Genomic DNA, 23,377 nt, shown 5'->3' on the forward strand with positions numbered 1-23,377 from the left:
GGAGGACACGTGAGCACCGAGCCCGGCAAGAACAAGGGCGGGTCAGGCCCGGAAGCGGACGGCGCCGGTAAGAAACCGGCCGCCGAATCCGGGTCGGGCAAGTCCGGGAAGAAGCCGGCCAAGAGCGTCTCCGCCGCCAAGTCCGGGCGGGACGAGACGACCGTCGACATCGACCGCGAGGCGTCCGCGGGCGGCTCGGGCGGCTCGGGCGCGGACACGACCAGGATCGACCTCGCGAAGATCGAGGAGAAGGACGCCGAGACCCCCGAGATCGCCCCGGTCAAGGACGCCGCGGACGACACGTCCGACCCGGCGCCGAAGTCCTCCTCCGGCTCGGCGGGCTGGGCCAAGCCCGCCGAGCCGTCCGGATCGGTCTCGGCAGGACGTACGGAGCCCGCCGGCAAGCCGTTCAACTCCTCCTCCGGCCCGGCCTCCTCCGGGCCCTCCGCTCCCGCCGCGGGCGGCTCCGCCCGCGGCGGCTTCGCCGGCACCGTCCTCAAGGACCGTCCCGCCGCCTCGACGTCCGTCGCGCCGGCGAACTCGGCCAAGCCCGCCAACGGCAAGCCGGCCCGCAAGGCCCAGCTCCAGCTCGCCCGGCTCGAACCGTGGTCGGTGATGAAGTTCAGCTTCGTCATGTCGCTGGTCTGCTTCGTCGTCCTCCTCGTCGCCGTGATCGTCCTCTACACGATCCTGTCCGGCCTCGGCGTGTTCGACGCCATCAGCGACACGATCAACAGCCTCACCAAGGAGCAGGGCGAGACCACCGGCAGCGTCGACGCCGGCAGCTGGTTCTCCTTCTTCCGCGTCTTCGGCTACACCGTCCTCGTGGGCGCCCTGAACGTCATGCTCATCACGGCGCTCTCCACGGTCGGCTCCGTCATCTACAACCTCGCCGCCGACCTGGTGGGCGGCGTCGAGGTCACCCTCAAGGAGGCCGAGTAGCCCCACCCCGCCGCCGCCCGGCAATCGATTTCCGGTTGTCCGCCCAGATGGGGTAACCTCTCGTTGCGCCGCCAGGGGCGGCGGCACACTCCGGGCCTATAGCTCAGTCGGTTAGAGCGCATCCCTGATAAGGATGAGGCCGGTGGTTCAAGTCCACCTAGGCCCACTTCGGAGTTGGGAGTGACGTGGTCGGAGCCTGGGGGCTCCTTCCCCGTCACTCCTTCGTCGTTTTTGCCTGGGGGGCGACCCCCAGACCCCCGGTGTGGGGGCTTCGCCCCCACGCCCCCTGCCGGTTGCGGCTAGCGGGGTCCTGTGCCTTGCGTCACATTGCGGTGCTCTGAATTGCGTGGCGCCTTGCCGCCTGTGGGGCCTGTGAGCGATGGGGCTTATCCAGAGATGCGGGTGGGGTTCTCCACAGGTTGTGGATAAGTGGGGTCAGGTGGCGGGTTTCGTTGTGTGGAACTCGTGGACTACTTCGATCCGGCCGACGATGTGCTCGTTGAACTCCTCCAGTTCCTCGGCCGGGACCCAGAGTTCCAGGATGGTGCGGCCGCCGGCCTGGCGTACGGGGTAGCGCTCGGCGAAGGCCGCGTCCACCTGGAACCTCGTCACGAAGCCCGAGCCGTGCGCGGCGACGTTCCAGTCGCGGGCGATCTTGATCGCGTACTCCTCGTTGAGGACCGGATAGAAGATCGGCTGGTCGGGGAGGCGCGGGGGCCAGGCACGCCAGTCCGCGGCGCGCAGCAGCTCCAGCTCGGCGGGACCGACCGGACGCCAGAGGGTCATGGTGGACATCCGCACATTCTGCCGATGCGTTATGCCGGTTCACTGCTCAGGACGAGGTCGAACTCGGCGTGGCGGAAGGGCGCCCGGACGCCGGCGCGCTCAGCGGCCTCCTCGTCGTCCGAGCGGGCGAAGTCGACGATGAGGCTCTGCTTGACGGCGAAGACGGCGTCGGAGTCCAGATAGGGGCTTCCCGCGACGAAGATGTGCGTCGTCAGTGGCACGTACCCGTCCGCCTGGACGATGAAATGGATGTGGGCGGGACGGTAGGGATGCCGGCGGGTCGCATTGAGGAGCCGACCGACCGGGCCGTCCGTGGGGATCGGGTAATGGCTGGGCAGGACGGTGCGGAAACGGAAGCGTCCCTCGGCGTCGGTCCGGAAAAGCCCGCGGCCGTTGCCGGGCGGTTGCGAACCGGGCTGCTGGACGTCGTAGAAGCCCTTCTCATCGCACTGCCAGACATCGACCTGCGCGTGCGGCAGCGGCGCTCCATCGGCGTTGAGGACGCGTCCGGACACCACGCAGGGTTCGGCTTCGCCCACCAGATCGATGCTGTCGCCCAGCGCGCGCTGCGGCGATTCGACCATGTGGAAGGGCCCCAGGACGGTGCTCTCCGTCCCGCCTTCCTGCTCGTTGAGGGTCTCCACGAGCATTGAGACGCCCAGCACGTCCGACAGCAGGACGAATTCCTGCCGTGTGTCAGTGCAGGACTGCCCCACGGCGGTGAGGAACTCGATCGCCTGCTCCCACTCCCGGACGGACGGCCTGGTCTCGCGGACGAATGCGTGCACGTGGCGGGTGAGCGCGTCGAGCAGTTCCCGGAGGCGCGGGTCCGGGGTCTCGCGGAAACTGTTCTGGACGGCCTCCGTCGCGGTGTGCTCGTTGAAGTCCACGATGCCTCCCGGCCTCCATTGTCCACAGTCTGTGGAAAACTCTCGCGGCTGATTCGCCCTCGGGCCGGCGGCGGAATCTTCCCGCGGATGCGGCCCCGGCCTCGGCCCACGATGACGCAGCAACATCATCATCCTCTGCGACGGCCTCGCACGTACGGCCGACTCGTCGCCGACCTGGAATCGGCGGTAGTCAAGTTTGACTATGCGCGCCGACCGGACTTACGCTCCGGGCATGAGCGAGAAGGCGATCCCGATCTTTCCGTGCCGCTCGATCGAGGCTTCCTGGGAGTTCTACCGAGCCCTCGGCTTCGAGCAGACGTCCTGGCAGACGCGTCCCAACCCCTATCTCGGGGTCCGGCGGGGCGACCTCGAACTGCATTTCTTCGGGTGGCGGAAACACGACCCGGCGGCGTCCATGAACATGTGCTACGTCACCACCACGGCCGTGGACGACCTGTATGACGCGTTCCGAGGCGGGCTCAAGAAGTCGCTCGGCCGGGTTCCCACGCGGGGGCTTCCCAGGATCAGCGCGGTGCGGGACATGACTTACGGGGTCCGGCAGTTCCTTCTCAGTGACCCGGACGGGCTCCAGCTCCGCATCGGCCAGCCGATCTCGGACGACCTGGAGCACGCGCCCATACCGACCGAGCCGGTGGCCAAGGCACTCCACATGGCCGCCCTGCTCGGCGGCGACTCGAAGGGCGACCATCGTGCCGCGGCCCGGATCCTTGACCACCTGCTGAACTCGGACGAGCCCCTGACCCCGTCCGAACGACTCAGAGCCTTGGTGCTGCGAGCTGACGCCGCCGTCCACATGGAGGACTGGGCCCGCGCGCGCACGCTCCTCACCGATGCCCGCAGCGTTTCGGTCGAGGACCCGTCCGCCCAGGTAGACGATCTACGGCGCCTCGCCGACCTAGAGGACGCTCTCCCTGCCTGAGGGCTCTCGGCTGGGGACACAGCTGGGGATTTCCGGTGGGCAGTGTTGTCCACCGACGCGACGTGCTTGTGGAGGACCTTCACCCACAGGCTGTGAACGGGGTGTGGGCAAAGGTGCCCGAGGATGGCCCTTCTCCCTGGTCAGCGGGTTTTCCACGACGTGGACAACTGGTCGCACCGGTTGGGGGCGACCTGGGGAAGAATGGTGGACGCAGAGTCGGCCGGTCGCACCCAGGTTGTGCACGGAAGTTATCCACAGGTTGTGGATTCTGTGATCGGCGGCCCGACCTTGTGGACGATGGAGGGAACGGCGTCAGACGCGCCGTGCAGACCGTGGAAAGCCCGGCTGTTCTGGGGATCCGCCTGTGGACGCGGCCTCCGGACAGCCTGCTGCAAGGGGGGAGAAGATGTGCGCAGAGTTTTCCCACAGCCTGTGGATGACCGCCTCCAAACCCTGTCCGCCGCCCGCACGCAGGCCCCAGAACGAGTTCGTCCCGTGCTGGACGTCCCCGACCGCGGGACGAGATCGGCCGCAGGGCGTGTTGCCATCTACATGGCGCACGCACGCCGTAGATTCCGTACCGGCACCCGACGCTGGCCGGCCCCCGCGTCACGCCCGGCGCGGCAGGGCTTCAAGTCACTTCACCGGCCTGGTCTCAGCACCGTAAAGAGCCGCCCGACCTGCGAACATCAGTTCGAACGCGTGCTACTCTCCCGGCATGGGGCACTTGCTGAACGAGCCGGTCCGGACGGAGCACGACCCGGCGGGACGGCTCACCGCGTACGAGTGGCGAGGAGCGCGCTACGCGGTGGACAAGGTGCTGAAGACCTACGGCACGCCCCACGAGGGCAGGGTCTACCGGGTAAGGGTCACCGGCGCCGAGGGCGTGGCCGTCGCGGAGCTCGGCCGTGACCAGAACAACTGGCGCCTCCGGCACATCTTCTCAGCCTGACCACCCGTCCACCACCCGGGACCCAAGCGCCTCCAGCACCCGAACGCCCCAGCCACCTACCCCACCCACGCCGGCCCTCAGCCGCCCCAAGTCCGCCCCTACACCCCCAACAGCCTTTAGAACCGCCACGGCCACTGGCGCAGCTGTTATCACTGACGCGCCGAGCGGCGCGGCCGCCGTCCCCCACCTCGAAGCCAACGCGGGCCCTGCCACCACCGCCAGCCTTGGCGCCACCAACGGCCCTGCGGCTCCCACAGGGCATAGAGCTGCCCCTGCAACTGCCCCCAACCTTGGCACTGGTCCTGCCGCCGCCCCTGCTGTCTCTAGCGCAGCCACCACCGGCACTACCGATGCTGCGACCGACCCGGCCACCACCACCGATGGCACCGGTCCAGACAACGCTGCTGTCACGGGCACTTCGACCGGCCCGGCCGCCGTCATCACCGGCCCTGCGGCCTCCGCAGGCCATGCGGCTGCCTCCGCAACTGACCCCGACCTCGGCACTGGTCTTGCCGCCGCCACTGCTGCACCTGGCGCAGCCAGCATCAGCGTTACTGGTACTGCGAGCAGTCTGGTCATCGACTCCGCCGCCGGTCCGACTACCGCCGCTGCCAGTGGCGCCACGAGTCGCACGACCGCCATTACCGTCGGAGCCACTGGCGCGATTGGTCCGGTTGCCGACTTCACTACGGCCACCGGCGCCGCCACTGGCGCACCCATCGTCACTGGCGATGTGACCGGCTCGGCCATCGACGCCCCTGTACTCGACGCCACTGCCATCGCCACCGACGGTGCCGCAGGGTCCGGTGCGGCCGCTGGGCTCGGGGCTAGCCCTGGGATTAGGCATGGGAGTGGGGCTGGACGTGGCGCCCTGCGGGCGGTCGAAGGCGCCCACGGCGGTGGCTCTGGTTCCGGTGAGGGCCGTGAGGGTGGCAGCGGGCGCAATGGGCGAGGTCCAGGTACCGGAACGGCTCGTCGGCTACCGAGGGCAAGCGGCCGGGCCGCCGGTGCCGGCGCTGGGAGGGGCGTTGACCAGACCCTGTGGACCCGCATCGGTGGCATCCAGGGGGCGCCGCTCGACCTACTGACCGCCAGGATCGGCCGGCGGCACTATGCGCCGCACACCCACGACGAGTACGCCATTGGCGTGACGGTCGACGGCTTGGAGACGATGCGCTACCGGGGCGAGAAGATCTACTCGGCGGCCGGGAGCATCGTCGTGGTCGAGCCGGGGGAAGCGCACACCGGCGGTCCGGCACGTCCGGAAGGGTTCGCCTACCTGTGTTTGTACCCAGGCGCCGAGCTGCTGGGCGCTGCCACGGTCGCGGAGGCCGGGCCGGTGTCGGCGGAGCCCCACTTCCGTGAGCCGATCATCGACGACGTACGGCTCGGTGAGGCGCTGCGGCAGGCCCACCGCGCCCTCCGGCTCGGCGAAGACCCGCTGGAGGGCGAATCCCGGCTGCTCGGCGTGCTCGGCGCTCTCATACGGCGGCACGCGGTGCACAGGCCGGCGGCGATGCCGCCACGTGGCCGAGCCGATGCCGGGCGGATCGCCCGTCGGGTCGCGACCCGTCTGTCGGACGAGCTCACCGCCCCGCCCACGCTCGCCGAGATGGCCGCCGACCTCGAACTCTCCCGCTACCAGTTGCTGCGCGCCTTCCGCGACGCGATGGGCATGCCGCCGTACGCGTGGCTCGCCCAGCACCGCGTGGCGAGAGCCCGTGCGCTCCTGGAGACCGGGCATCGTCCGGCCGAGGCGGCGATGCTCGTGGGATTCGCCGACCAGGCGCACCTCACCCGATGGTTCCGCCGCGTGCTCGGCGTCACCCCCGGCGCATTCCGCGACAGCGTCCAAGAGAGTGCGGTGCGCCGCCCTTCACGCTGGTGAGGTCAGGCTCGATCGCAACGGTCGCTGGGAGAGCGCGGTGCGTCGTCGTGCGTCTTTGTGATGGGCGCTAGGGGGACCTGGCGGTTGTGATGGGGCGGGGGCGTGTGCGCGCTGTTGCTTCGTAGAGGTGCGGTATTCGGGCATCCCCCCGCAACAGCGTTCAAGACGGTGTGGACCGGCGTCTTGCACCCTGGTGATGTCCGTCCTGGGCGTGCTGAGGAGAGGCGACGGCGCGGGGAGCGGCTCGGAGGTCGAGGCCGCATCGCAGGGTTGGTGTCGGACCCGTCAAGCGGGGTTGGTGTCCGGTGGCGACGGCGCGCTGGGGGCGGACGGAACGAACGGAGGTCGTGTTGAGTCGTCGTGGCTGGATGCTGTTCGCGCTGATGAGCGTGCTCTGGGGCATCCCCTATCTGATGATCAAGGTGGCGGTCGAGAGCGTCTCGGTGCCCATGGTGGTGTTCACCCGGACCGCGCTCGGCGCCCTCGTCCTGCTGCCGCTGGTGATCCGGTCCGGGCAGTTGGACACGGTCCGCCGGCATTGGCGTCCGCTGCTGGCGTTCACCGCGGTGGAGATCCTCGGCCCGTGGGCGCTGCTGTCGGACGCCGAGAACCGGCTGACCAGCTCCATGACGGGGCTGCTGATCGCCGCCGTCCCCATCGTCGGGGTCGTGCTGGCATGGCTCACCGGCGACGCGGAGCGGCTCGGCCCGATGCGCTGGCTGGGGCTGCTCGTCGGCCTGGCCGGCGTGGGCGTTCTCGCCGCCCCGCATCTCACCGGCGGCAGCGCGTGGGCGATCGGCGAGGTCATGCTCGTCGTCCTCGGATACTCGATCGCCCCGATTATCACCATGCGCAAGCTCCAGGACCTGCCCAGCCTGCACATGGCCGCGTTCGCGCTGGCCATCGCCGCGCTCTGCTACACCGGCCCCGCGATCGCCACCTGGCCGGACACGATGCCGAGTGGGCGTGTGCTCGCCGCGCTCATCGCGCTCGGCCTGGTCTGCACGGCGCTGGCGTTCATCGTGTTCTTCGAGCTGATCCGGGAGGTCGGCACATCCCGCGGAATGGTGTTCACCTACGTGAACCCAGCCGTCGCGGTCGCCGCCGGAGTCGTCTTCCTCGGCGAGCCCCTGACTGGCACGATCATCGCCTCGTTCGCGCTTATCCTGGGCGGCTCCGTACTTGCGACCGCGCGTCGCACCACGCCCCCGGCGGCCGAGCCCGCAACCGAGGAGGTGCCGTCCAAGGGAGCGAGAACCGCCACTGAGCCCGCCTCAGGATGAGACCGAACGTGGCGTGCATGTCCGGGGGCATGCCCTGTACTCAGGCTCCTTGCCTGGGGGGCCACCCTCGAACTCGTTCGCTCGACCCCAGATGTCCGGCCTGCGGTCGTAGAGCATTCCAGGGGCCGGTCGGTCCGCCCTGCTCCCTCGAGGCGCTGGTCCGAGGCGCACAGCACTCCACGCGCGCTCTTGCGGCCACGTTCGTTCCACTGACCGCTGCGGTTGCGACGCCACCACTGCAGACCTCACGCGTGTCGACCCTTCGCGCATGTGCGTCAGCACGCTGGCGTCTGCGGACCGGCAGGGTGCGCGTCGGTGCCTCCGTGCCTGCGCGTCGGCGGCGCGTTCGCGTCCGCGCGTCAGCCCTTCGCGTCTGCGGGGCGGCGGGTTCGAGCCTGGGCGTTGCTACGGCTGGCACCTGGACGTTGCTGCGGCTAGCACCTGGGGCCTTGCCGCGCCGGCGTCTGTGGAACGGCGCGCTGGGACGTTGGCGTCTGTGCGTCGGGCTCGGCGGCATGTGTTCGGGGCGATGTCCTCCGTTGCATCCAGGCCGTCCCTCGATATGGGCCTGGTGAAGGGCTGCGGGGGGAGGGGAAGCGGGCTGCGCGTCGGGTCAGCGGACGGTGACGATGAAGCGTTGCGGTTGGCTGGTGTTGCCGGACGGGTCGGTCGCGCGGTACTCGATGGTGTGGCGGCCCTTGCCGAGCTTGCCGTAGGTGAGGCCGTCGATGACGGTGCCGGTCGCGGTGAACAGCCAGGGGGCGGACGAGTCCGTCGGCCAGCCGAAGTAGTTGAACCAGCCGTCGCCGTCCACCCGGAACTCCGGGACGACCACGCCTGGACGGTCGTCGCTGCCGGTCAGGCGCATGGTGAACGGGCCGTCGAAGACGTACTCGGGTGTGCGCCCTCGGACGACCTGGGCCGCCTTGGACAGTTCGTACGCCACCGCTGGACGTTCCGCGTCGACCGTCCACACCCGCCTCTTGGAGCCGACCCTGGCGACGAGCGTGTGCGTGCCCGCGGTCAGCCGGAAGCGGCTGAGGTCGATGTCCCGGTCGCCGCCCGGTACGGGGCGGCCGTCGAGCTCCCAACGCACCTTAGGGACGGATCGGAGCGGATGGGTCGTCTCCGCGAACACGACCGACTCGGCGTTCACGGGCTGGTCGGTCGGCGTGGAGGAGGCGAAGTCGAGGGGTACGGTCGCTGGCGGTGTCCTCAGGTCGGTGTCGACCGTCCATGAGCGGGTCTGTGTGAGTGCGGCCGACGACCGTATGGCCGGGTCCCGGACGAAGTCGGTGGGGTCCGTGACCGTCACCGTGACCGTGTGCGTGCCCTTCTTGAGGCGCAGCGTGGACAGGTCGAGGTTGGAACCCTTCCGCACAGTTCTCCCGTCGACCGCCCATGCGACGGACAACTGGTGACCGGCCGGATGCATCGTTTCGACCCACAGGACGCGGTCGTCGCCCACCGGAGTGTCCGTGGGCGTGTGCGCTTGGACGAGGCTGACCTTGCCTGAGATTCGCTCAGTCATCCGCTCGCGCGCGACCTGGTCGTAGTAGTAGCCGAGCGTCTTCATCATCGAGTGCTGGCTCGGCCTCCACACGCCCTTACTGAAGTAGAGGCCGCCCTCGTAGCGTCCGATGATGCCTCCGGCCTCGCTACGCTCACCGAGCCAGCGCCACCATTTCTTCTTCTGCGCCTCCATCTCCTGCTCTGTCAGCAGCGTGTGATGGATGGACTCAGGCTCAGGACCGCTGTACGTCCCTCCAGGCACGCCCCGCTGGTAGTAGTCGTACTCGTCGTTCAGCCCGCCCAGTGAATGCCCGAGTTCGTGCGGGGCTATGAGAGCGGACATCGCGTTGCCGCCGGATGCCGTCGCATACGTCCCGCCTGCACCGCCGTAGGTGTCGCTGTTGGCGAGCGCAAGGATCTGCCGGTTTCCTACCGTCGCCCCTTGGACGAGATCCGCGTACGTTTTGGCCGCCGCAGAGTCCATGACGAGAAGGCGCTGGATGCCGTCGTCCCGGCACCCGCTCCAGAACGCCATGCGCAGCGGTGTAGTCCGGCGTGGCGACGACAACGCCGGGTCGCAGCTCACCCCAGATTCGCCGGACGGGATTTCCACCGCGTACACGTTGATGTAGCTGCGATACGACTTGAACGGCTCGATCGTCCACAGGTCGTTCAGGTGCGTGGCGAGGTGCGTGCGGAACTTCGGCATGTCCGCCGTTGTGTAGCCGTCGCCCAGCACGATCAGGTTGAAGCGCTTGGCGGGGTCGCCGGTCACCTGGATCGGCACCACGGTCGCGTCCGCGGGTTCCGCCGCCCGCGCGGGCGTGGTGGCCATCAGCGGCAGGACGGTCAGCGCCGCCGCCCCGATCACGATCTTCCTGCCCGTCCACATGCGCAGACCTCCTCGGGAGGGGCGCACGCGGCGGCCGGGTCCGGCCGGGGCGCTGCGCCAGGCCCGTCCCACTGATCAAGTGGGACACGCCCGGATTATCACTTGAGTATCCGGATTTGTCGCTACCGTTTGCCGCGCTGCCCGTTGGCGAGCCCCTCCGCGATGCGCTGCCCGCCCGCGCGCCGCTGAACGGCCGCGGACAGGGCCGGGGCGATCCCGCCGATCCGGGCGCCGAGCCGCAGCCCGAGCGGCGCGACGTCGACCTCGGCCATGTTCCGCTCGACGGCCCGGATCGTCGCGCGCGCCACGTCCCGCGGAGACCGTGTGCCGACACCCCGGGGCAGCGTCACGCCGGCGTCCGCGAACATCCCGGCGTCCCGGATGAAGCCGGGGAAAACGGTCGACACGCCGACGCCGTGCGGCCGCAGATCTTCGCGCAAGGCCAGGGCGAACCCCCGCATACCGAACTTCGTCGCGTTGTAGAGGGACGCGTGCCCGGACGCCGTCTTCCCGGCGAGCGACGACACGAACACCAGATGCCCGCGGCCACGATCGGCCATCTGCGCCGCGGCGAGCTTCGCCATCACGATCGGCGCGCGCAGGTTGACGTCCAGCGTCCGGTCGATCTCGGTGATCGAGTAGTCGCCCAGCAGCCCGGACGCCGGCAGCGCCGCGTTCGCGACGAGCACGTCCACCCGTCCGGCCTCGTCCAGCAGCTTCTCCGCCGCGCCGCGCTCGGCCAGGTCGGCGGCGATGGCGCGGCCGCCGAGCCGGTCGGCCAGCGGTTCCAGGACGTCCGCCCGCCGGCCCGTCAGCACGACCCGGCCGCCCCGGTCGGCGAGCGCGGTCGCGAGCGCCTGCCCGATCCCGCCGGTCGCCCCGGTCACCAGGACGGTCGCTCCGCGCAGATCCATGCCGAGATGATGGCGGATCACAACCCGATCCGCCATAGCAGCAGGACGATCGACGACAGCACCAGCCCGGCCGTGCCCAGCGGCACGTCCCCCATCGCGATCAGCGCCGCGCACCCCAGGGCGATGATCCCCGCGATCAGCACCAGCCCCCGGCTCCCGGACCGCCCCTCCTCCGGCGCGTCCCGCTCGAACTCGCGTTCCCAGCGCCGGAAGTCGTCCTCTGCCATCGGCACTCCAGAAGGTCGTCCCCTCGGATTATGCGGTCCTCCGGACGTCCCGGCGAGGGACGGCACATCAGACGTGCCGTCCGATAACGGTGAGCGGGGTGCGGACCGCCCGGCAACGGTTGCTAGGCTTCCAAGAACCTGGGGGAAGCAGTCACTGATCCGCGATCCCCGGGTTTTGACTTCATAGTCGAGGTGAAGGGGTCCCACCGTGAAGAAGCTGCTCATTCTCGCCGTTGTCGCACTCGGCGGCTTCGCCGTCTGGCGCCGGATGCAGCAGGACCGCGCCGAGCTGGACCTGTGGACCGAGGCCACGTCGTCCGACAACTGACACGCCGGCGACAGGCCCCGGCGTGACCGAGGCGGCGCCGATCACCGTCGCCTGCGTCGATCTCGCCGGGACCACCGTCGCGGACGGCGACACCGCCGAAACCGCCTTCGCCGAGGCGATCGCCACCCTGGGGATCGTCTCCGGCACGGCGGCGTTCGAACGTGCCACCGCCCGCTTCCACGACACGCGCGGCGAATCGGAGATCGGCGTCTTCCGCTCGCTCTTCGACGAGCCCCGCGCCCAGGCCGCGCACCTGGCGTTCGAGCGGTCCTACGGCCAGCTCATCGACCGGCGCGGCCTGGTTCCCGTGCCCGGAGCCGGTGACGTCCTGCGCCGCCTCCGCTCCTCCGGCGTCCGCGTCTGCCTGCTCACCGGCTCCGGCCGCACCACGCAGGCCCGCATCATCGACGCCCTCGGCTGGTGGGACCGCGCCGACCTGACGCTGAGCCCCGAGGACGTCCCCCGGGACCGCCCGTGGCCCGACCTCGTCCTGACCGCCGCCCTCCGCCTCGGCGTGGACGACGTCCGCAACATCGCCGTGTGCGCCGCCACGGCCCCCACGATCATGTCCGCCCGCCGCTCGGGCGCGTCCGTCGCCGCCGGCGTCCTCACCGGCCCCCACTCCCGCGACCGCCTCCGCACCGCCGGCGCGACCCACGTCCTCCCCACCATCGCCGACCTGCCGGCCCTCGTCCTCCGCACCCCGGCCGATGCCACGCCCACCCCCGACCACGGGTAAGCTTTGACCCGCCAACCCGGGGCCTTAGCTCAGTTGGTAGAGCACCGGCTTTGCAAGCCGGGTGTCAGGGGTTCGAATCCCCTAGGCTCCACCACCCAAAACGCCCTCATCCCGATCATGGATGAGGGCGTTCGGGCCATTAGCGGGCCATTAGGCAACGGGAACCAGCGATCCGGCCTCACCGTCCTCGTCGTCCGAGTCATCGTCCACAGCACGGGCCGCCGTGATCCGGTCGTTGAGCGCGTCGGCGATCGCCTTACCCGCTTCGGACGTTCCGTGCTGATAGATCATCGCCGCCCGCACGCTGTCATGGCCCATCCTGTCCATCAGGTCACGCAGACTCGCCCCGCTCTGTGCGGCGAGCGTGTTGCCCGTGTGCCGAAGGTCATGGAAGTGCAGTTCCGGAGCGCCGACCGCCGCCACCGCATCAGCCCACCGCGACGCCCGCCGGAAGTTGCCTCGCCGTAGCACCCCGCCCTTTGCGCCCGTGAAGACGAGGGCCGCCGGGTCGGACGAGGTGTGCCGCTCCAGGTGTTCGCGGATTGCCGGAACAATCGCCGCCGGAAGCACGACCGTTCGAGCACCCGCCCGCGATTTCGTCGGACCGACGATCAGGGCACCGGTGTCCATTTCGAGGTACTGCCGCCGCACGGTCACCGTGCCGGCCTCTATGTCGACATCCCGCCGCCGGAGTGCCACGGCCTCACCCCAACGCAGACTCGCGAAGGTGGCGAGGAGGATCAGCGCCCGGAAACTGTCGTCCTGCCGCACGGCCGCGTGATTGTCGAGGGCCATCGACCACAGGACCCGTTCTGCCGCATCCTTGGACGGGAAGCTTTGCGGGAACGTCCGCATCTCACCGTCAACCAGCTTGTAGCGGAGCCGGTACTCAGTCGCGGACAGCTTGCGAACATTGCCGACCGGCCGCCGCCCGATCAGGTCGGCCAGTTCGAAGACTTGAGACAGGCTCAGAATCGGCCGTTCCTCCGGACGCTCGTCACCGGCACCGCGGATACGGCACGGATTGCGCGGGATGATCCGGTCCTCTTCGGAGGCCGTCATCAGCACCGCCCGAAGCAGCCGATACGCCTTAGCCGTCACGGATGCTGAGACGCCATCGTTGAGAAGCGCCATGCGCCAATCCCGGATCATCGGCGTACTCAGGTTGCCGAGCTGGACGCCGCCGAGACGAGGCGCGATGTGCTTACTCAGAAGCCTCACGTACAACTCGACGGTACGAGGCCGGAGGCCCGGACGTTGTTCGATCCACTTCGCGGCGTAGTCACCCAGCTTGACCTTCGCGCGCTCAGGGTCCGTCCAGTCACCGTTGAGAATCTGCGCTTCAATCAGCGTCAGGTACCGGTCGGCATCGGTCTTGGTCGCGAAGGTCTTCGGCGCGGTACGCATGCGTCCGTCCGGCCCCGGATACCGGACCTGGTACCGGCCGGATTCGCGCTTGCGGATGTTGCCGAAACGACGACGCCCGTTCTTGTTGGCCATTACGCCGCCCTCCAGACGTCGGATGCGGTCATGGGTTCGACGAGACCGGCCGCGATGAACTCACGTAGCGCGGATTCGGGGATGCGGACGAAGCGCCCGAGCTTGATGAAGCGGATGCGTCGTTCGGCGATGAGGCGACGAGGGAACCTCTGTGACGTGTTGAGGTACTCGGCCGCCTCCGCCACGGTCAGCAGCCGTTCGGCCGTGAGGTTGTCGAGTCGCTTGGTCACGCTGCCTCCGCAGTTGCCGAAAGTTCTGGGGTGGGGTTGTGGGTCGCGGCGTCGAGCTGGCGGCGCCGTTGGATGCGCTCGTTGATCAGCAGCAAGAGCCGTTGTTCGGCGGGTTTCACATCGGGGTCACCGGGGCCGGCTCTCTCCCAGACGTGGACCGCGTTCGGGTCAGCCGGGTTCGACACGGGGACGCCAGCCTCAGCCAGGCGGGCGAGGACCCAGGCTTTGCGGTCGGCTTTGTGGTCGGCGAGGGTCTTGCCGGACCATTTGCGGGAGACCAGGACGCGGCGGCCGCCGTAGCCGAGGTGTTCGCGGCGGTGGGCTTTGCCCTTGCAGTAGCCCGGCGTCATGCCTTTGCGGGGGTTCTTGGGCTGAACGCCGTAGCGCAGCCAGTTCGCGCACGTCGGCGAGCACGGTTCGTAGCGGAGCGCTTCGGCCATCCGGTCGACGTGCTCACGCTGCGCCGCAGTCTCGGCGCTGTGGCATTCGGCCACGCCCTTGACGAGGTATTTGGTCAGGTAGCCGATGCAGCGCCGGGAGTCGGCGGAGTCGGCGAGGACGCCTTGAGCGTCGATCTGCCGCCCGAACTTGACCACGTGCAGGGGTTCGGCGTCCTCATCCTGGCCGAGGGCGTCTAGCGCCTCATCCCAGGTGGGGAGCACTTCGCCGGTTGCCGGGTCGAGGTAGCCGCCGCCGTCCTCGCCCGCGACGTCATCCCAGACGGGCAGGTGTTCGCCGTCGAAGACGACGCGATCGGTCGGAGGCCACCACACTTGGTGGTAGGTGGCCGCCACCACCTGCCGCAGCTCAGCCCGTGAAATCGTGCCACGGATCGCCATGTGCAGATGCGGGGCGAGCCGCCGTTGCGGTTCGACGGCCGCGAAGTACTGCACGTCGTAGCCGACGAACCGGCGCAGGTTCTGCACGAACCGGTCCACCAGCTTGGAGAAGTGTAACGCGTCCCGCGCCGCCCGCGCGTAGTCGTAGGACTCGGGGTCGACCGGCGTACCGTCCGAGCGGACCCGCCCGTAGGAGTCGAGTGTCAGCGTGAGGAACAGCGAGGGCCGGAAGGTCTTGCCGTCCGGACCTCGGAAGACCTTGCCGACCGTGCGGGAGTCGACGGGACGACGAGGAAGGTCGGGCGCATCCTGCCGCCGTCGAGTCGACCGAGTCCGCCGGCCCTTGCTCTGGTCACCGGTTTTGAGGGAGCCGCGGACCCCGGTGCGTTCTAGCTCGTTGTCGAGGTCGCGAATGACCGCGTCCCAGAACGAGGTGTCTTCCCCGTCCGCCGTTCCGTCGAGGGCCGCGCGGTCACGGGCCGCCGTAGCGTGTGCCCGCAGTTCCATCCACGCGCGTTGTTCGGCGTCGGGGTCAGCGCGGGTGATGACGGGTTCTTCGGTCAGGTGCCAGCCTTGACGGCACTGGACGGCGCGGAGTTTGCGCTTGCGTTCGGCGCACGAGGGGCAGACCGAGGCCAGTGTGTGACCGCACGGGACGTAGACCATTTCGGCCGCGCCCGTGTGCAGGTCGACGCGCCGCATGGGGATGGGGCGGATGCAGACGCCGTGTTCAACCGCGACCGCTTCCAACACGCCCCGCGCCAGCGGAGCCAGCGTCTTGACGACCGATTCCGGGTCGGGTTCGGCCGGAGCGGACGGGGCGACCTCGGGAGCGTCGAGGGTGGGTTGGGTGACGCCGGGAGCCGATGTCGTCATGCAGCCCCCCAGGTGTCGAGGTCGGGCACCCCGTAGGCGACCATGTCGCGGATGTCGTCGTCGGAGACGTAGGCCGCCCGGACCCGCACCGGGTCAGGGGAGGCTTCCAGCCGGACGAAGCCGACGCCCGCGCCGATCTGCGGGATGGATGAGATCTGGTCGGCCAGGGCGCCACGGTCGCGGGCTCCGTCGCCGAGCACCATGTCGACTTGTTCGTCTTCATCGAGGCGCAGGGCGATGCGGTCGGGGAACAGGTTGCGCAGGTTGTTGACCTCTTTGCGCGCGTCCTGCTGCGCCCCGATCACGCAGTACCCCACCGAACGGCCCTGACTGGTGAGCACGGCAAGCGCCGACTCGGCCCGCTTGCGTAGGTCGCGTTCGGGGCAGTAGGCGGTCAGGAACGCCAGCTCATCGACCACGATGACCCGGAACGGGTGCTCATGCGAGGGCGTGAACGACCGGGTGACACCGGCGAACTGTTCGGCGCGTGCGTTCATGTCGGCAGCCGCGGCCTCCAGCAGGTCGACCATGCCGCCTTTGGGGTCGTCGCTGTAGCGTCCGTACCGCTCGAACAGCGCACGCCCAAAGCTCAGTTCCATGCGTTTGGGGTCGACGGCCCAGACCTCCACCAGTCCGGCGAGCATGAGCGGGAGGAGTGCGCGGACGGTGGACCAGATGACCGAGCCCTTGCCGGCCCCCGTCGCCCCCGCGATCAACACGTGCGTCCCGAGGAGCCGCAGCCGCCACGGTGAACCGTCCTCACACCGCCCGACCGGGAGCGCGGACAGGTCGACGTCGGCCCCGTCCGGGACGGGTAGCGCGGGGATGGGGACGGCGAGGGCATCTTTGCGGACGAATTCGAGCCAGATGCGGCCCGGACGGTCCCCGTCCCGGACGCGGACCAGGGTTGCGCCGAAGCCGTGCGCGAGGTTGACCGCGACCCGTTCCCACGCGTCCGGAGCCTGCCCCTTCAACATGCGGACGAGCACCCGATCCGAGGTCGGGCCGCAGCGGACCCGGACCAGGGAGGGCAGGTACTCCCGCCCCTTGTGGACCTTGGTCAGGCCAGCGGTGACCAGGACGGGTTGCCAGTCCCGCCGGTACACCGCGACGAGTCGCCAGCGGGCACGGACGGGACGGGCGATCCAGCGGACGAAGGACGGACGGTCCACCCCCGCCCACACGCCCAGCGCTACGGCGACGAGGGCCAGGACGAGGACGGGGGCCAGCCAGCCGAAGCGGTAGCCGAGCCAGCCCAGACCGGCCGCGATGGACACGGGGACGATGTTGCGGACGAGGAACACGGCCGTCCGGGCGAGCGCGCGGGCGACGTTGACGATGAGCACCAGGCCCTCAGGCATGTGCCATACCGGAGGCGCCCACTTCGGGGCGGCGAACGGGTCACGCTGCGCTTCAACGGCGACGTTCTCACCGGGACCGAGCTTGCGGAACTCCCAGGCCATAACCTGGACACCTCTTCTCTTTCAAAGCTGTGGGAGAGCGAGAGAAGCGGGGCGGCCGGAGGTACCAGCTCCAGCCGCCCCACCCGCTTTCAGGCCGCCGAGTCCTCGGCCGATTCGGCCGCGTGGTTCTGGGCGTGGAGCCGCTCCACCTCGGCCGCGAAGGTCGCGAACGACTCGGCGAGCCGACGCGCGACCCGGACGTCACCAGCGGTCGGCGCGGTCGGGTTCGTCGGGGTGATGACCACGTCGGCGCGTGCGTGCGCCAGCGAGATCTGTGCGCGGTCACGGCCCGGCGTGCACCACACCCGCACCTGCTCGTCAGGACGCATGGACACGTGGACCGTCGCGGTCCCGTCCGGCTCCACCGTGACGGTGGTGTAGCTGTAGGCGTCCATCACGCAGCCGCCCCCTTCCCCGACGACCGGCCCGACGAGGACGAGGGACGACGACCGGAGCGGTACAGCCGCTCCACCTCCACCGCGTAAGCCGCCGCCTGCTCGGCCAGCCGCCGCGCGAACTCCACGTCCCCGGCGTTCAGCCGCTCGGGAAGGGTGAGGGTGACCAGCACCCGGCCCGCCGAGACGGTGAACAGCGGCGTACGCGCGCGGAACGCCCGGAACTCGGTGGAGGCCGCGCCGTCGATCGGCAGCGACAGCGCCGACATGCGCCCGCCCGCCATCACGCGGCCTCCTTGCCCGCCGCGTTGTCCTTGCCCGCCGAGCGCGATGCGCCGCCGCCCTTGAAGTTGGCTGGACGCACCGCCGACGCCTTGAGGGAGTAGGCCAGCCGACCGGTACCGGAGTTGACGTAGGGCGTCACCGTCAGCCCGTCGAACTCCACCGGCACGAACGGGAACCCCGCCGGAGCCTCCGGCACCAACGGCTGAACCGGCGCCATGAGCTTGACCTTGAACGTGCCCTTGGACTCGGGGTCGGCGTCCAGCACCTCCACCGCCCACACCAGTTCCCCGGTGTCCTTGTCCCGCGCCTGCACGAAGTTCTCGCGGGTCGACCGGTCGAAGTCCCGCACCGGCTCCACCCCGCCCTTGACGAACGCCCCGAACGGGAACACGTCCCCGAACGCGACCTTGAACGGACCCTGCACCGCCATGACGATCACTTCCCATCCGGTCAACTGTCTGTCAGTTGACCTATCAAGTGCGATCGTAGGTGTACCCAGCTTGGTCTATCAAGTAACTAACCGGCGTGTGGCCGGATACGGTCACGCCAGCGGGTAGGCGTCTTCCAGCTCATGCAGGTCAGCGGGCAACACGGTGTCGATCACCATGAGCGGACGACCGGCAGCGTCCCGAGCAGTCGCGTACACGACGAGGACAGGCGTCCCCGCGCGCATCGACAACGCCTCCGCCTCCTCGCCGGTCGGCATCCTCGCGACGATGTGCTCAATCACGTGATCGAACTTCACGCCCTTGCGCGACTCCAGATGCTCCCGCACACCCTGTTTCAGCGGTTCGTCGCTGGTCAGGTCCGTCCCCTCTGAAAGGCTCAGGGGCAGCCACAGGGAGAGGAGTTCAGACGGCCCACCGTCAGCCGTCAGCAGCCGCCGGCGGAGGAACGCGCGGCCGGACGAGCCGAGGTCGAGGAGGGAGCGGACACGGTTCGGCGCGTCGACCACCCCAGCGGCCAGGACCTCGCCGGGTATGGCCGCTTCCGAGCCAGCCAACCGAATCTGTCCCGCCCGCGCGCTCTCCAGCGAGGCCAGGGCAGGACGACCCCGGACGAACCGGCCCTTGCCCTGCCGGGAGTCGATCCAGCCTTGATCACGGAGTACCCGCAGGGCCGCTACCACGGTCGGCCGACTCACGCTGAACTCTTCGATGAGCTGGTGTTCGCTGGGCATCGCCGAGCCGGGCGGGTACCGGCCGGACTCGATGCGCCGTTGAAGCTCCGTGACGAGCTGGGCGTACTTGGGGGGCACGGACTCAAGGCTCACGTCGACCGTCCATCATCCGACAGGTTGTCTTACCAGGTCAGCGTTAATATACGCCCAACCCGTCCCGGCTGTCACGACTACCGGACACCAGCAGGCCCGGTTACTCCGCTGGGCACAGCGGACCCGCGCGCCTCTGCCATCCGACCCGCCAACTCCATCGGCGTCGCCGCTTCAAGGAGCACCCAGCGCCCCGCCCGCGGCATCATGGCCCACCAGCGAAACGTGTGGTGCCCAAACCAGACCGACGAGGCCGGGAACCTGCGTTGCAGGGTGATGATTGCCGCCGTGACATCGTCCGGCGCGCCCCTGGTCCACGGCGTCATGGCCGCAACCTCGGCAGGTTCGGGGCGGTCGGCTCGTTCATGAACGCGGTGATCCGTTCGGCCGCGCCGTCCAGGTCCATGACCGGGTGCACGTTGTCGACTCGCCACCAGGACACCTCACCCTTGCGCCGGTTCACCGTCACGTAGCCGATGACGTCGAGGGACGTCCCGCCCGGCAGGGTGACCGTCAGACCGGGGATGGCGTCGCGCAACTGGACGTACAGGCCGCGCCTGACCAGAGCCCGGCACAGATCACCCAGCACCCGAAGTTCAGCGTCGCGGGAGAGAGAAGGACCCATCACCTGTTCTCGCTTTCGTTGGAAGCAGAGCCGGAGGCGCGGGGCCCCGGCCCGTCCCTCCCACACACGTGATCAATGGGGGAACTGGGGGGCGATCACGCGACGGACCGTCCTCGCCGCGCCGCCGGCTCTGCCGTTCAATGCGCTAGGGCCAGCCCATGAGGCCAGCCCTACAGCGCTAGTCGAAGTGGTCGTTCGCCGACCCGTTGAGCTGTCCAGCTTGCGCGGCGACGAAGCGAGCGACCTTGCCCGCCGCGCCCGGCACATCGTCGACCGGGTGCTTGCTGTCGTCGCGCCGCCAGGTGAACGTACGGCCGGAGGCCCCGACGAACACCCATACGAACAGCCCCGGATTCCCGGTACTCACCAGCAGCCCCGGCATTCCCTCATCCAGCCGAACGGCCAGGCCCAGACCGAGAAGGCAGGTTCGCAGATCAGCCAGAAGCCGCAACTCGACGTCCCGCGCGTTCACGACTCCGCACCGGCCTGCCGCTCGGACTCGCGACCCGTCCCCAGGCAGTCAGGGCAAGAGTCCTGACGACTGTCAGCCGAAACGCCCGCCACGTGCCTCGGCGTCAACGTCCGCCGCGCCACACGCCGCTTGACCCCGCGTCCCCTGCAAGAGGTGCAATCGCTCGCCATGACCACACCGTGCCAACAAGTCACGTTGCGTCACGACGCCGTGATCATCTCGTCTCGCCCGTCAACGTCTTGCAACCGTCTCGACTTTGTCTCGTCTTCGATCTCACGACGCGTCTAGCCTGAGAAACGCCCAGCAGAGAGGACGGCCGGTGTCTCCCCAACCGATCCTGTTGCAAGTCGTGATCCGTCAGCGCCGCCTACAGCGGTACGGCATGTTCCAGGCCGCCTACAACGAGGCCGCCAAGAAGATCTCGCCCGAACTCACCGGCACCGCGCCGAGCCGCGCCCAGCTCCACCGCTGGACGTCCGGCGAACTCAAACGCCTGCCCTACACAGATCACTGCCGGGTCTTAGAGGCGATGTTCCCCGAGTGGACGGCCGACGAGCTGTTCGCCCCCTGCCCGCCCCACGTCCTGGCGGACGAGCCCGCCGCCTACGCGCCCAGCGACGAGCGGGCCGACCTTGAGTCAACCGCCGACCGGGTAGGCCCGAACCCCTACGCCGACGTCACCGCCGTCTTCGCCACCCGCGCCGAGTCCTCTTACGCACACCCGCCACACGCCCTACTCGACGGAGCGAGCAGCATCCGAGCCGCCGGCCTTTCCCTCAACATGCTCTGCCAGCAGTACCCCGACCAACGTCTTTACCGGCTCATCGAGGACGGCACCACCCTGCAAGCCCTGTTCTTGGACCCCGAGGGCGAGGCCATCCGAGCCCGCGAACAGGAAGAGGGCTACACGGACAACCACCTCACCACCCTCACGCGCCTGAACATCGAAGTCCTGACGCGCCTACGCAAACGCCTATCGCCCGAGGCCCAAGACCGGCTGTCCGTCGCCGTCTACGACGAGACGATCCGGTTCAACATCACACTCCTCAACAACCAGCTCTGCGTGATGCAGCCCTACCTACCGAACGCCCGCGGGGTCGACTCGCCCACCTTCCTCGCCGAACGCAACCCGACCGGGGCAGGCTTGTACGGGACGTTCGAAGAGATCTTCAACGCGCTATGGGAACGAGGCCGCACCGTATGACCGACGCACCAGCCGCCCTACTACCCGCCGCCCTCAAGGCAGCAGAGATCGCCAGCGACCTAGTGCGCACGCGCGTCCCCGGCCTGCTCACCGCCAAGGGCGACCGCGACATGGCCAGCGAAGTCGACTACGCCGTAGAGCGCGCCGTCCGCGACTACCTCAAAGAGCGAACCCCCGACATCCCTGTACTCGGCGAAGAAGAAGGCATCACAGGCGACACCACCGGCGAACTCCTCTGGGCCATCGACCCAGTAGACGGCACCGCCAACTTCGTTCGCAGCATCCCGCTCTGCGGTATCTCCATCGGCCTCATCCAACGAGGCCGCCCGGTCGTCGGCGTCATCGACCTACCGTTCCTGGGCACCCGCTACCACGCAGCCCAGCACGCCGGCGCCTACCTCGGAGACCGTCGCATCCAAGCAAGCATGACCACCGACCTCAAAGACGCCATCGTCGCCATAGGCGACTACGCCGTAGGCGAGGGAGCCGAGGCCAAGAACCGCCAACGCATCGCCCTAACCGAACGCCTAGCCGCCAACGTCCAACGTGTCCGCATGCTCGGCTCAGCAGCCATCGACCTCGCCTGGGTGGCCGAAGGTAAACTGGACGCCAGCATCACACTCTCCAACAAGCCATGGGACACCGCCGCTGGCGTCATCATCGCCCGCGAAGCCGGAGCCAAGGTAACCGACCAAGACGGCACCGGCCACACTTTTACCTCAACCGCCACCGTCGCGATGACACCGGCTCTAGCCCTAAACCTACTGCCCCTTGGCGACGCTGCCCATCCAGCCAAATAACGCTGGTCTCGCGATCAGGCATCCAATGAGTCAAGTCCCTATCCTTGAACTATAATAACGCGCACTGGAAAGTCGTCCGTATCGGAATTTAGGCTGCGTTCAAAACCGGCGGCGTTCCCGATCCGCCGATCAGGGTCATATATAAGACCGAAGAATGCACTGGCGTCTGGATGCCTCTTGTAGCGGATGATATCCGCTGCCAGTTCGTCACCCAACTTCCTTGTGGTGAGACTTTCTCGGGTCATCTTTGTCTCAAACGCGATGCGCTCATCGCCCAATACGAAGTCGATTCTCGGCGCTGAACCGGCAGCAGTGGGACTTGAATCTTCAGGCTCAACGTCAAGGAAATGCAGACTCAGTACAGCATGCACTAGGCGTTGCAAGTCATATTCATTCTTCATTGGCAGTCCAGGCTGTCTATTTACCTCCCTACGCAGGACGGCAATAGCGAACGGGAGACGTCGAAATATCGTTTCAAGGAGATCAAGTCTGTTAAGTGTCTCGACGTCACCGCCAAAGCGCTCAGCGGCTGTTAGAAGAAATCTCTTCTGGTCCAGCAAGGGGCCACGAAATGTGTCATTGAACGTATACGTCCATGGACTGACGCCGACTGCTGCGGTCTCCTCATTATAAAGACTGTTGCGCTCAAGGGCCTTCTGCAGGAAGTGCTTTATTCGCCACTGGGCAAAGTTACCTTCATATTCGAAGCGAAACTTGTCAAGTAGATCATCTGGCAAGAATGTAAGGCAGCGGGCGTGCCATGGCAAATACTTCAATTCCAATTGTGCGAGCGCCTCAGCGTTACCCTGTGCCGTCTGTACGTTGCGAGCCAAACGTTCAAGCTCGTCGGCCTCATCAACCAGCGCAGTGAGCTGATCTCTCTGGCGTCTCTCCATGGACCCAAGGATAGTCAGAGGGTAGGTCGTGAAGCTGAGAACTTGCCAAAGAGGACTGCCGCACATGAGTCTTGGCAGACCGAAAGATGTTTGCGTGGAACTAGTTCTGTACGTTGCCGAATTGGGCTGTTTGGGATCAAGGGGCGGCGGCGCTCAGGCCGCTGCGCGGCCCCGCGCCAGGCCGCCCGGAGCGTGCGGCGTGGGCGCCGGTCACCGGACGGCCGCGCCG

The 23,377-nt window shown here is 68.5% G+C and carries 25 protein-coding genes and 2 tRNA genes; 11 read left to right on the forward strand and 16 right to left on the reverse strand.

The features are described from left to right. Positions 1-9 precede the first annotated feature (9 nt). A complete protein-coding gene (locus AB0K34_RS21635; protein ID WP_240808618.1) occupies positions 10-942 on the forward strand; it encodes a DUF3566 domain-containing protein in 933 nt (310 codons plus the stop codon). Between the two features lie 92 nt (positions 943-1,034). Then, positions 1,035-1,108: transfer RNA gene (locus AB0K34_RS21640), tRNA-Ile, on the forward strand. A gap of 269 nt (positions 1,109-1,377) precedes the next feature. Here the strand turns inward: AB0K34_RS21640 and AB0K34_RS21645 are convergent. Then, on the reverse strand, positions 1,378-1,737 hold the full coding sequence (locus AB0K34_RS21645; protein ID WP_138642187.1) for a hypothetical protein: 360 nt from the start codon (positions 1,735-1,737) through the stop codon (positions 1,378-1,380). A 20-nt stretch (positions 1,738-1,757) separates the two neighbouring features. After that, positions 1,758-2,618: an intradiol ring-cleavage dioxygenase gene (locus AB0K34_RS21650; protein ID WP_364550467.1), complete on the reverse strand. Its 861-nt coding sequence runs from the start codon at positions 2,616-2,618 to the stop codon at positions 1,758-1,760. A 232-nt stretch (positions 2,619-2,850) separates the two neighbouring features. Here AB0K34_RS21650 and AB0K34_RS21655 point away from each other — a divergent pair, with 232 nt between their 5' ends. The 4 genes from AB0K34_RS21655 to AB0K34_RS21670 all read left to right on the forward strand — a co-directional run bounded on the left by AB0K34_RS21655 (position 2,851) and on the right by AB0K34_RS21670 (position 7,681). Continuing rightward, a complete protein-coding gene (locus AB0K34_RS21655) occupies positions 2,851-3,558 on the forward strand; it encodes a VOC family protein (RefSeq protein ID WP_138642189.1) in 708 nt (235 codons plus the stop codon). Between the two features lie 718 nt (positions 3,559-4,276). Next, complete coding sequence (locus AB0K34_RS21660; RefSeq protein WP_364550469.1) at positions 4,277-4,510, forward strand: hypothetical protein; 234 nt, start codon at positions 4,277-4,279, stop codon at positions 4,508-4,510. A 1,039-nt stretch (positions 4,511-5,549) separates the two neighbouring features. Next, on the forward strand, positions 5,550-6,398 hold the full coding sequence (locus AB0K34_RS21665) for an AraC family transcriptional regulator (protein ID WP_364550506.1): 849 nt from the start codon (positions 5,550-5,552) through the stop codon (positions 6,396-6,398). A gap of 350 nt (positions 6,399-6,748) precedes the next feature. Continuing rightward, entirely contained in the window at positions 6,749-7,681 is a 933-nt protein-coding gene (locus AB0K34_RS21670; protein ID WP_364550471.1) for a DMT family transporter, read from the forward strand. Between the two features lie 613 nt (positions 7,682-8,294). On the opposite strand, the gene AB0K34_RS21675 is transcribed toward AB0K34_RS21670, so the two are convergent. The 3 genes from AB0K34_RS21675 to AB0K34_RS21685 all read right to left on the reverse strand — a co-directional run bounded on the left by AB0K34_RS21675 (position 8,295) and on the right by AB0K34_RS21685 (position 11,226). After that, entirely contained in the window at positions 8,295-10,085 is a 1,791-nt protein-coding gene (locus tag AB0K34_RS21675; RefSeq protein WP_364550473.1) for a M64 family metallopeptidase, read from the reverse strand. A gap of 122 nt (positions 10,086-10,207) precedes the next feature. Then, positions 10,208-10,999, reverse strand: coding sequence for an SDR family NAD(P)-dependent oxidoreductase (locus AB0K34_RS21680; RefSeq protein WP_364550475.1), 792 nt, complete (start codon positions 10,997-10,999; stop codon positions 10,208-10,210). 17 nt (positions 11,000-11,016) lie between these two features. Next, entirely contained in the window at positions 11,017-11,226 is a 210-nt protein-coding gene (locus tag AB0K34_RS21685) for a hypothetical protein (RefSeq protein ID WP_364550476.1), read from the reverse strand. 208 nt (positions 11,227-11,434) lie between these two features. On the opposite strand from AB0K34_RS21685, the gene AB0K34_RS21690 reads away from it, so the two are divergent. From AB0K34_RS21690 to AB0K34_RS21700, 3 genes are all read left to right on the forward strand, one after another. Further along, complete coding sequence (locus tag AB0K34_RS21690) at positions 11,435-11,554, forward strand: DLW-39 family protein (protein ID WP_217999819.1); 120 nt, start codon at positions 11,435-11,437, stop codon at positions 11,552-11,554. Between the two features lie 22 nt (positions 11,555-11,576). Further along, a complete protein-coding gene (locus AB0K34_RS21695; protein ID WP_364550478.1) occupies positions 11,577-12,293 on the forward strand; it encodes an HAD family hydrolase in 717 nt (238 codons plus the stop codon). Between the two features lie 18 nt (positions 12,294-12,311). Then, positions 12,312-12,387, forward strand: a tRNA-Ala gene (locus AB0K34_RS21700). 56 nt (positions 12,388-12,443) lie between these two features. On the opposite strand, the gene AB0K34_RS21705 is transcribed toward AB0K34_RS21700, so the two are convergent. The 10 genes from AB0K34_RS21705 to AB0K34_RS21750 all read right to left on the reverse strand — a co-directional run bounded on the left by AB0K34_RS21705 (position 12,444) and on the right by AB0K34_RS21750 (position 20,248). Beyond that, positions 12,444-13,793, reverse strand: a complete 1,350-nt coding sequence (locus AB0K34_RS21705) for a site-specific integrase (protein ID WP_364550480.1) — start codon at positions 13,791-13,793, stop codon at positions 12,444-12,446. Then, complete coding sequence (locus tag AB0K34_RS21710) at positions 13,793-14,023, reverse strand: helix-turn-helix domain-containing protein (RefSeq protein WP_364550482.1); 231 nt, start codon at positions 14,021-14,023, stop codon at positions 13,793-13,795. Before AB0K34_RS21710 ends, AB0K34_RS21705 begins: the two co-directional genes overlap by 1 nt. After that, positions 14,020-15,738, reverse strand: coding sequence for a replication initiator (locus AB0K34_RS21715; protein WP_364550484.1), 1,719 nt, complete (start codon positions 15,736-15,738; stop codon positions 14,020-14,022). The genes AB0K34_RS21710 and AB0K34_RS21715 overlap by 4 nt, the downstream gene beginning before the upstream one ends. Further along, positions 15,735-17,201: an FtsK/SpoIIIE domain-containing protein gene (locus tag AB0K34_RS21720; RefSeq protein WP_364550486.1), complete on the reverse strand. Its 1,467-nt coding sequence runs from the start codon at positions 17,199-17,201 to the stop codon at positions 15,735-15,737. Before AB0K34_RS21720 ends, AB0K34_RS21715 begins: the two co-directional genes overlap by 4 nt. A gap of 89 nt (positions 17,202-17,290) precedes the next feature. Continuing rightward, positions 17,291-17,596, reverse strand: a complete 306-nt coding sequence (locus AB0K34_RS21725) for a hypothetical protein (RefSeq protein WP_364550488.1) — start codon at positions 17,594-17,596, stop codon at positions 17,291-17,293. Next, positions 17,596-17,880 carry a hypothetical protein gene (locus AB0K34_RS21730; protein ID WP_364550490.1) on the reverse strand — a complete coding sequence of 95 codons (285 nt, stop codon included), beginning with the start codon at positions 17,878-17,880 and terminating at the stop codon, positions 17,596-17,598. Before AB0K34_RS21730 ends, AB0K34_RS21725 begins: the two co-directional genes overlap by 1 nt. Next, a complete protein-coding gene (locus AB0K34_RS21735; protein WP_364550492.1) occupies positions 17,880-18,311 on the reverse strand; it encodes a plasmid replication, integration and excision activator in 432 nt (143 codons plus the stop codon). Before AB0K34_RS21735 ends, AB0K34_RS21730 begins: the two co-directional genes overlap by 1 nt. Positions 18,312-18,422: 111 nt before the next feature. Beyond that, positions 18,423-19,154, reverse strand: coding sequence for a GntR family transcriptional regulator (locus tag AB0K34_RS21740; protein ID WP_364550494.1), 732 nt, complete (start codon positions 19,152-19,154; stop codon positions 18,423-18,425). Positions 19,155-19,473: 319 nt separating this feature from the next. Continuing rightward, a complete protein-coding gene (locus AB0K34_RS21745; protein WP_364550496.1) occupies positions 19,474-19,776 on the reverse strand; it encodes a hypothetical protein in 303 nt (100 codons plus the stop codon). A 178-nt stretch (positions 19,777-19,954) separates the two neighbouring features. Next, positions 19,955-20,248, reverse strand: a complete 294-nt coding sequence (locus AB0K34_RS21750) for a hypothetical protein (RefSeq protein ID WP_364550497.1) — start codon at positions 20,246-20,248, stop codon at positions 19,955-19,957. A 349-nt stretch (positions 20,249-20,597) separates the two neighbouring features. On the opposite strand from AB0K34_RS21750, the gene AB0K34_RS21755 reads away from it, so the two are divergent. Both AB0K34_RS21755 and AB0K34_RS21760 read left to right on the forward strand, forming a co-directional pair. Further along, on the forward strand, positions 20,598-21,452 hold the full coding sequence (locus AB0K34_RS21755) for a DUF5919 domain-containing protein (RefSeq protein ID WP_364550499.1): 855 nt from the start codon (positions 20,598-20,600) through the stop codon (positions 21,450-21,452). Then, a complete protein-coding gene (locus AB0K34_RS21760; protein WP_364550501.1) occupies positions 21,449-22,252 on the forward strand; it encodes an inositol monophosphatase family protein in 804 nt (267 codons plus the stop codon). The genes AB0K34_RS21755 and AB0K34_RS21760 overlap by 4 nt, the downstream gene beginning before the upstream one ends. Before the next feature lie 38 nt (positions 22,253-22,290). Here AB0K34_RS21760 and AB0K34_RS21765 read toward each other — a convergent pair whose 3' ends face one another. After that, entirely contained in the window at positions 22,291-23,148 is an 858-nt protein-coding gene (locus tag AB0K34_RS21765) for a hypothetical protein (protein ID WP_364550503.1), read from the reverse strand. Between the last annotated feature and the right edge of the window lie 229 nt (positions 23,149-23,377).

It is taken from the genome of Actinomadura sp. NPDC049382 (genome assembly GCF_040677125.1).
GTDB lineage: Bacteria > Actinomycetota > Actinomycetes > Streptosporangiales > Streptosporangiaceae > Spirillospora > Spirillospora geliboluensis.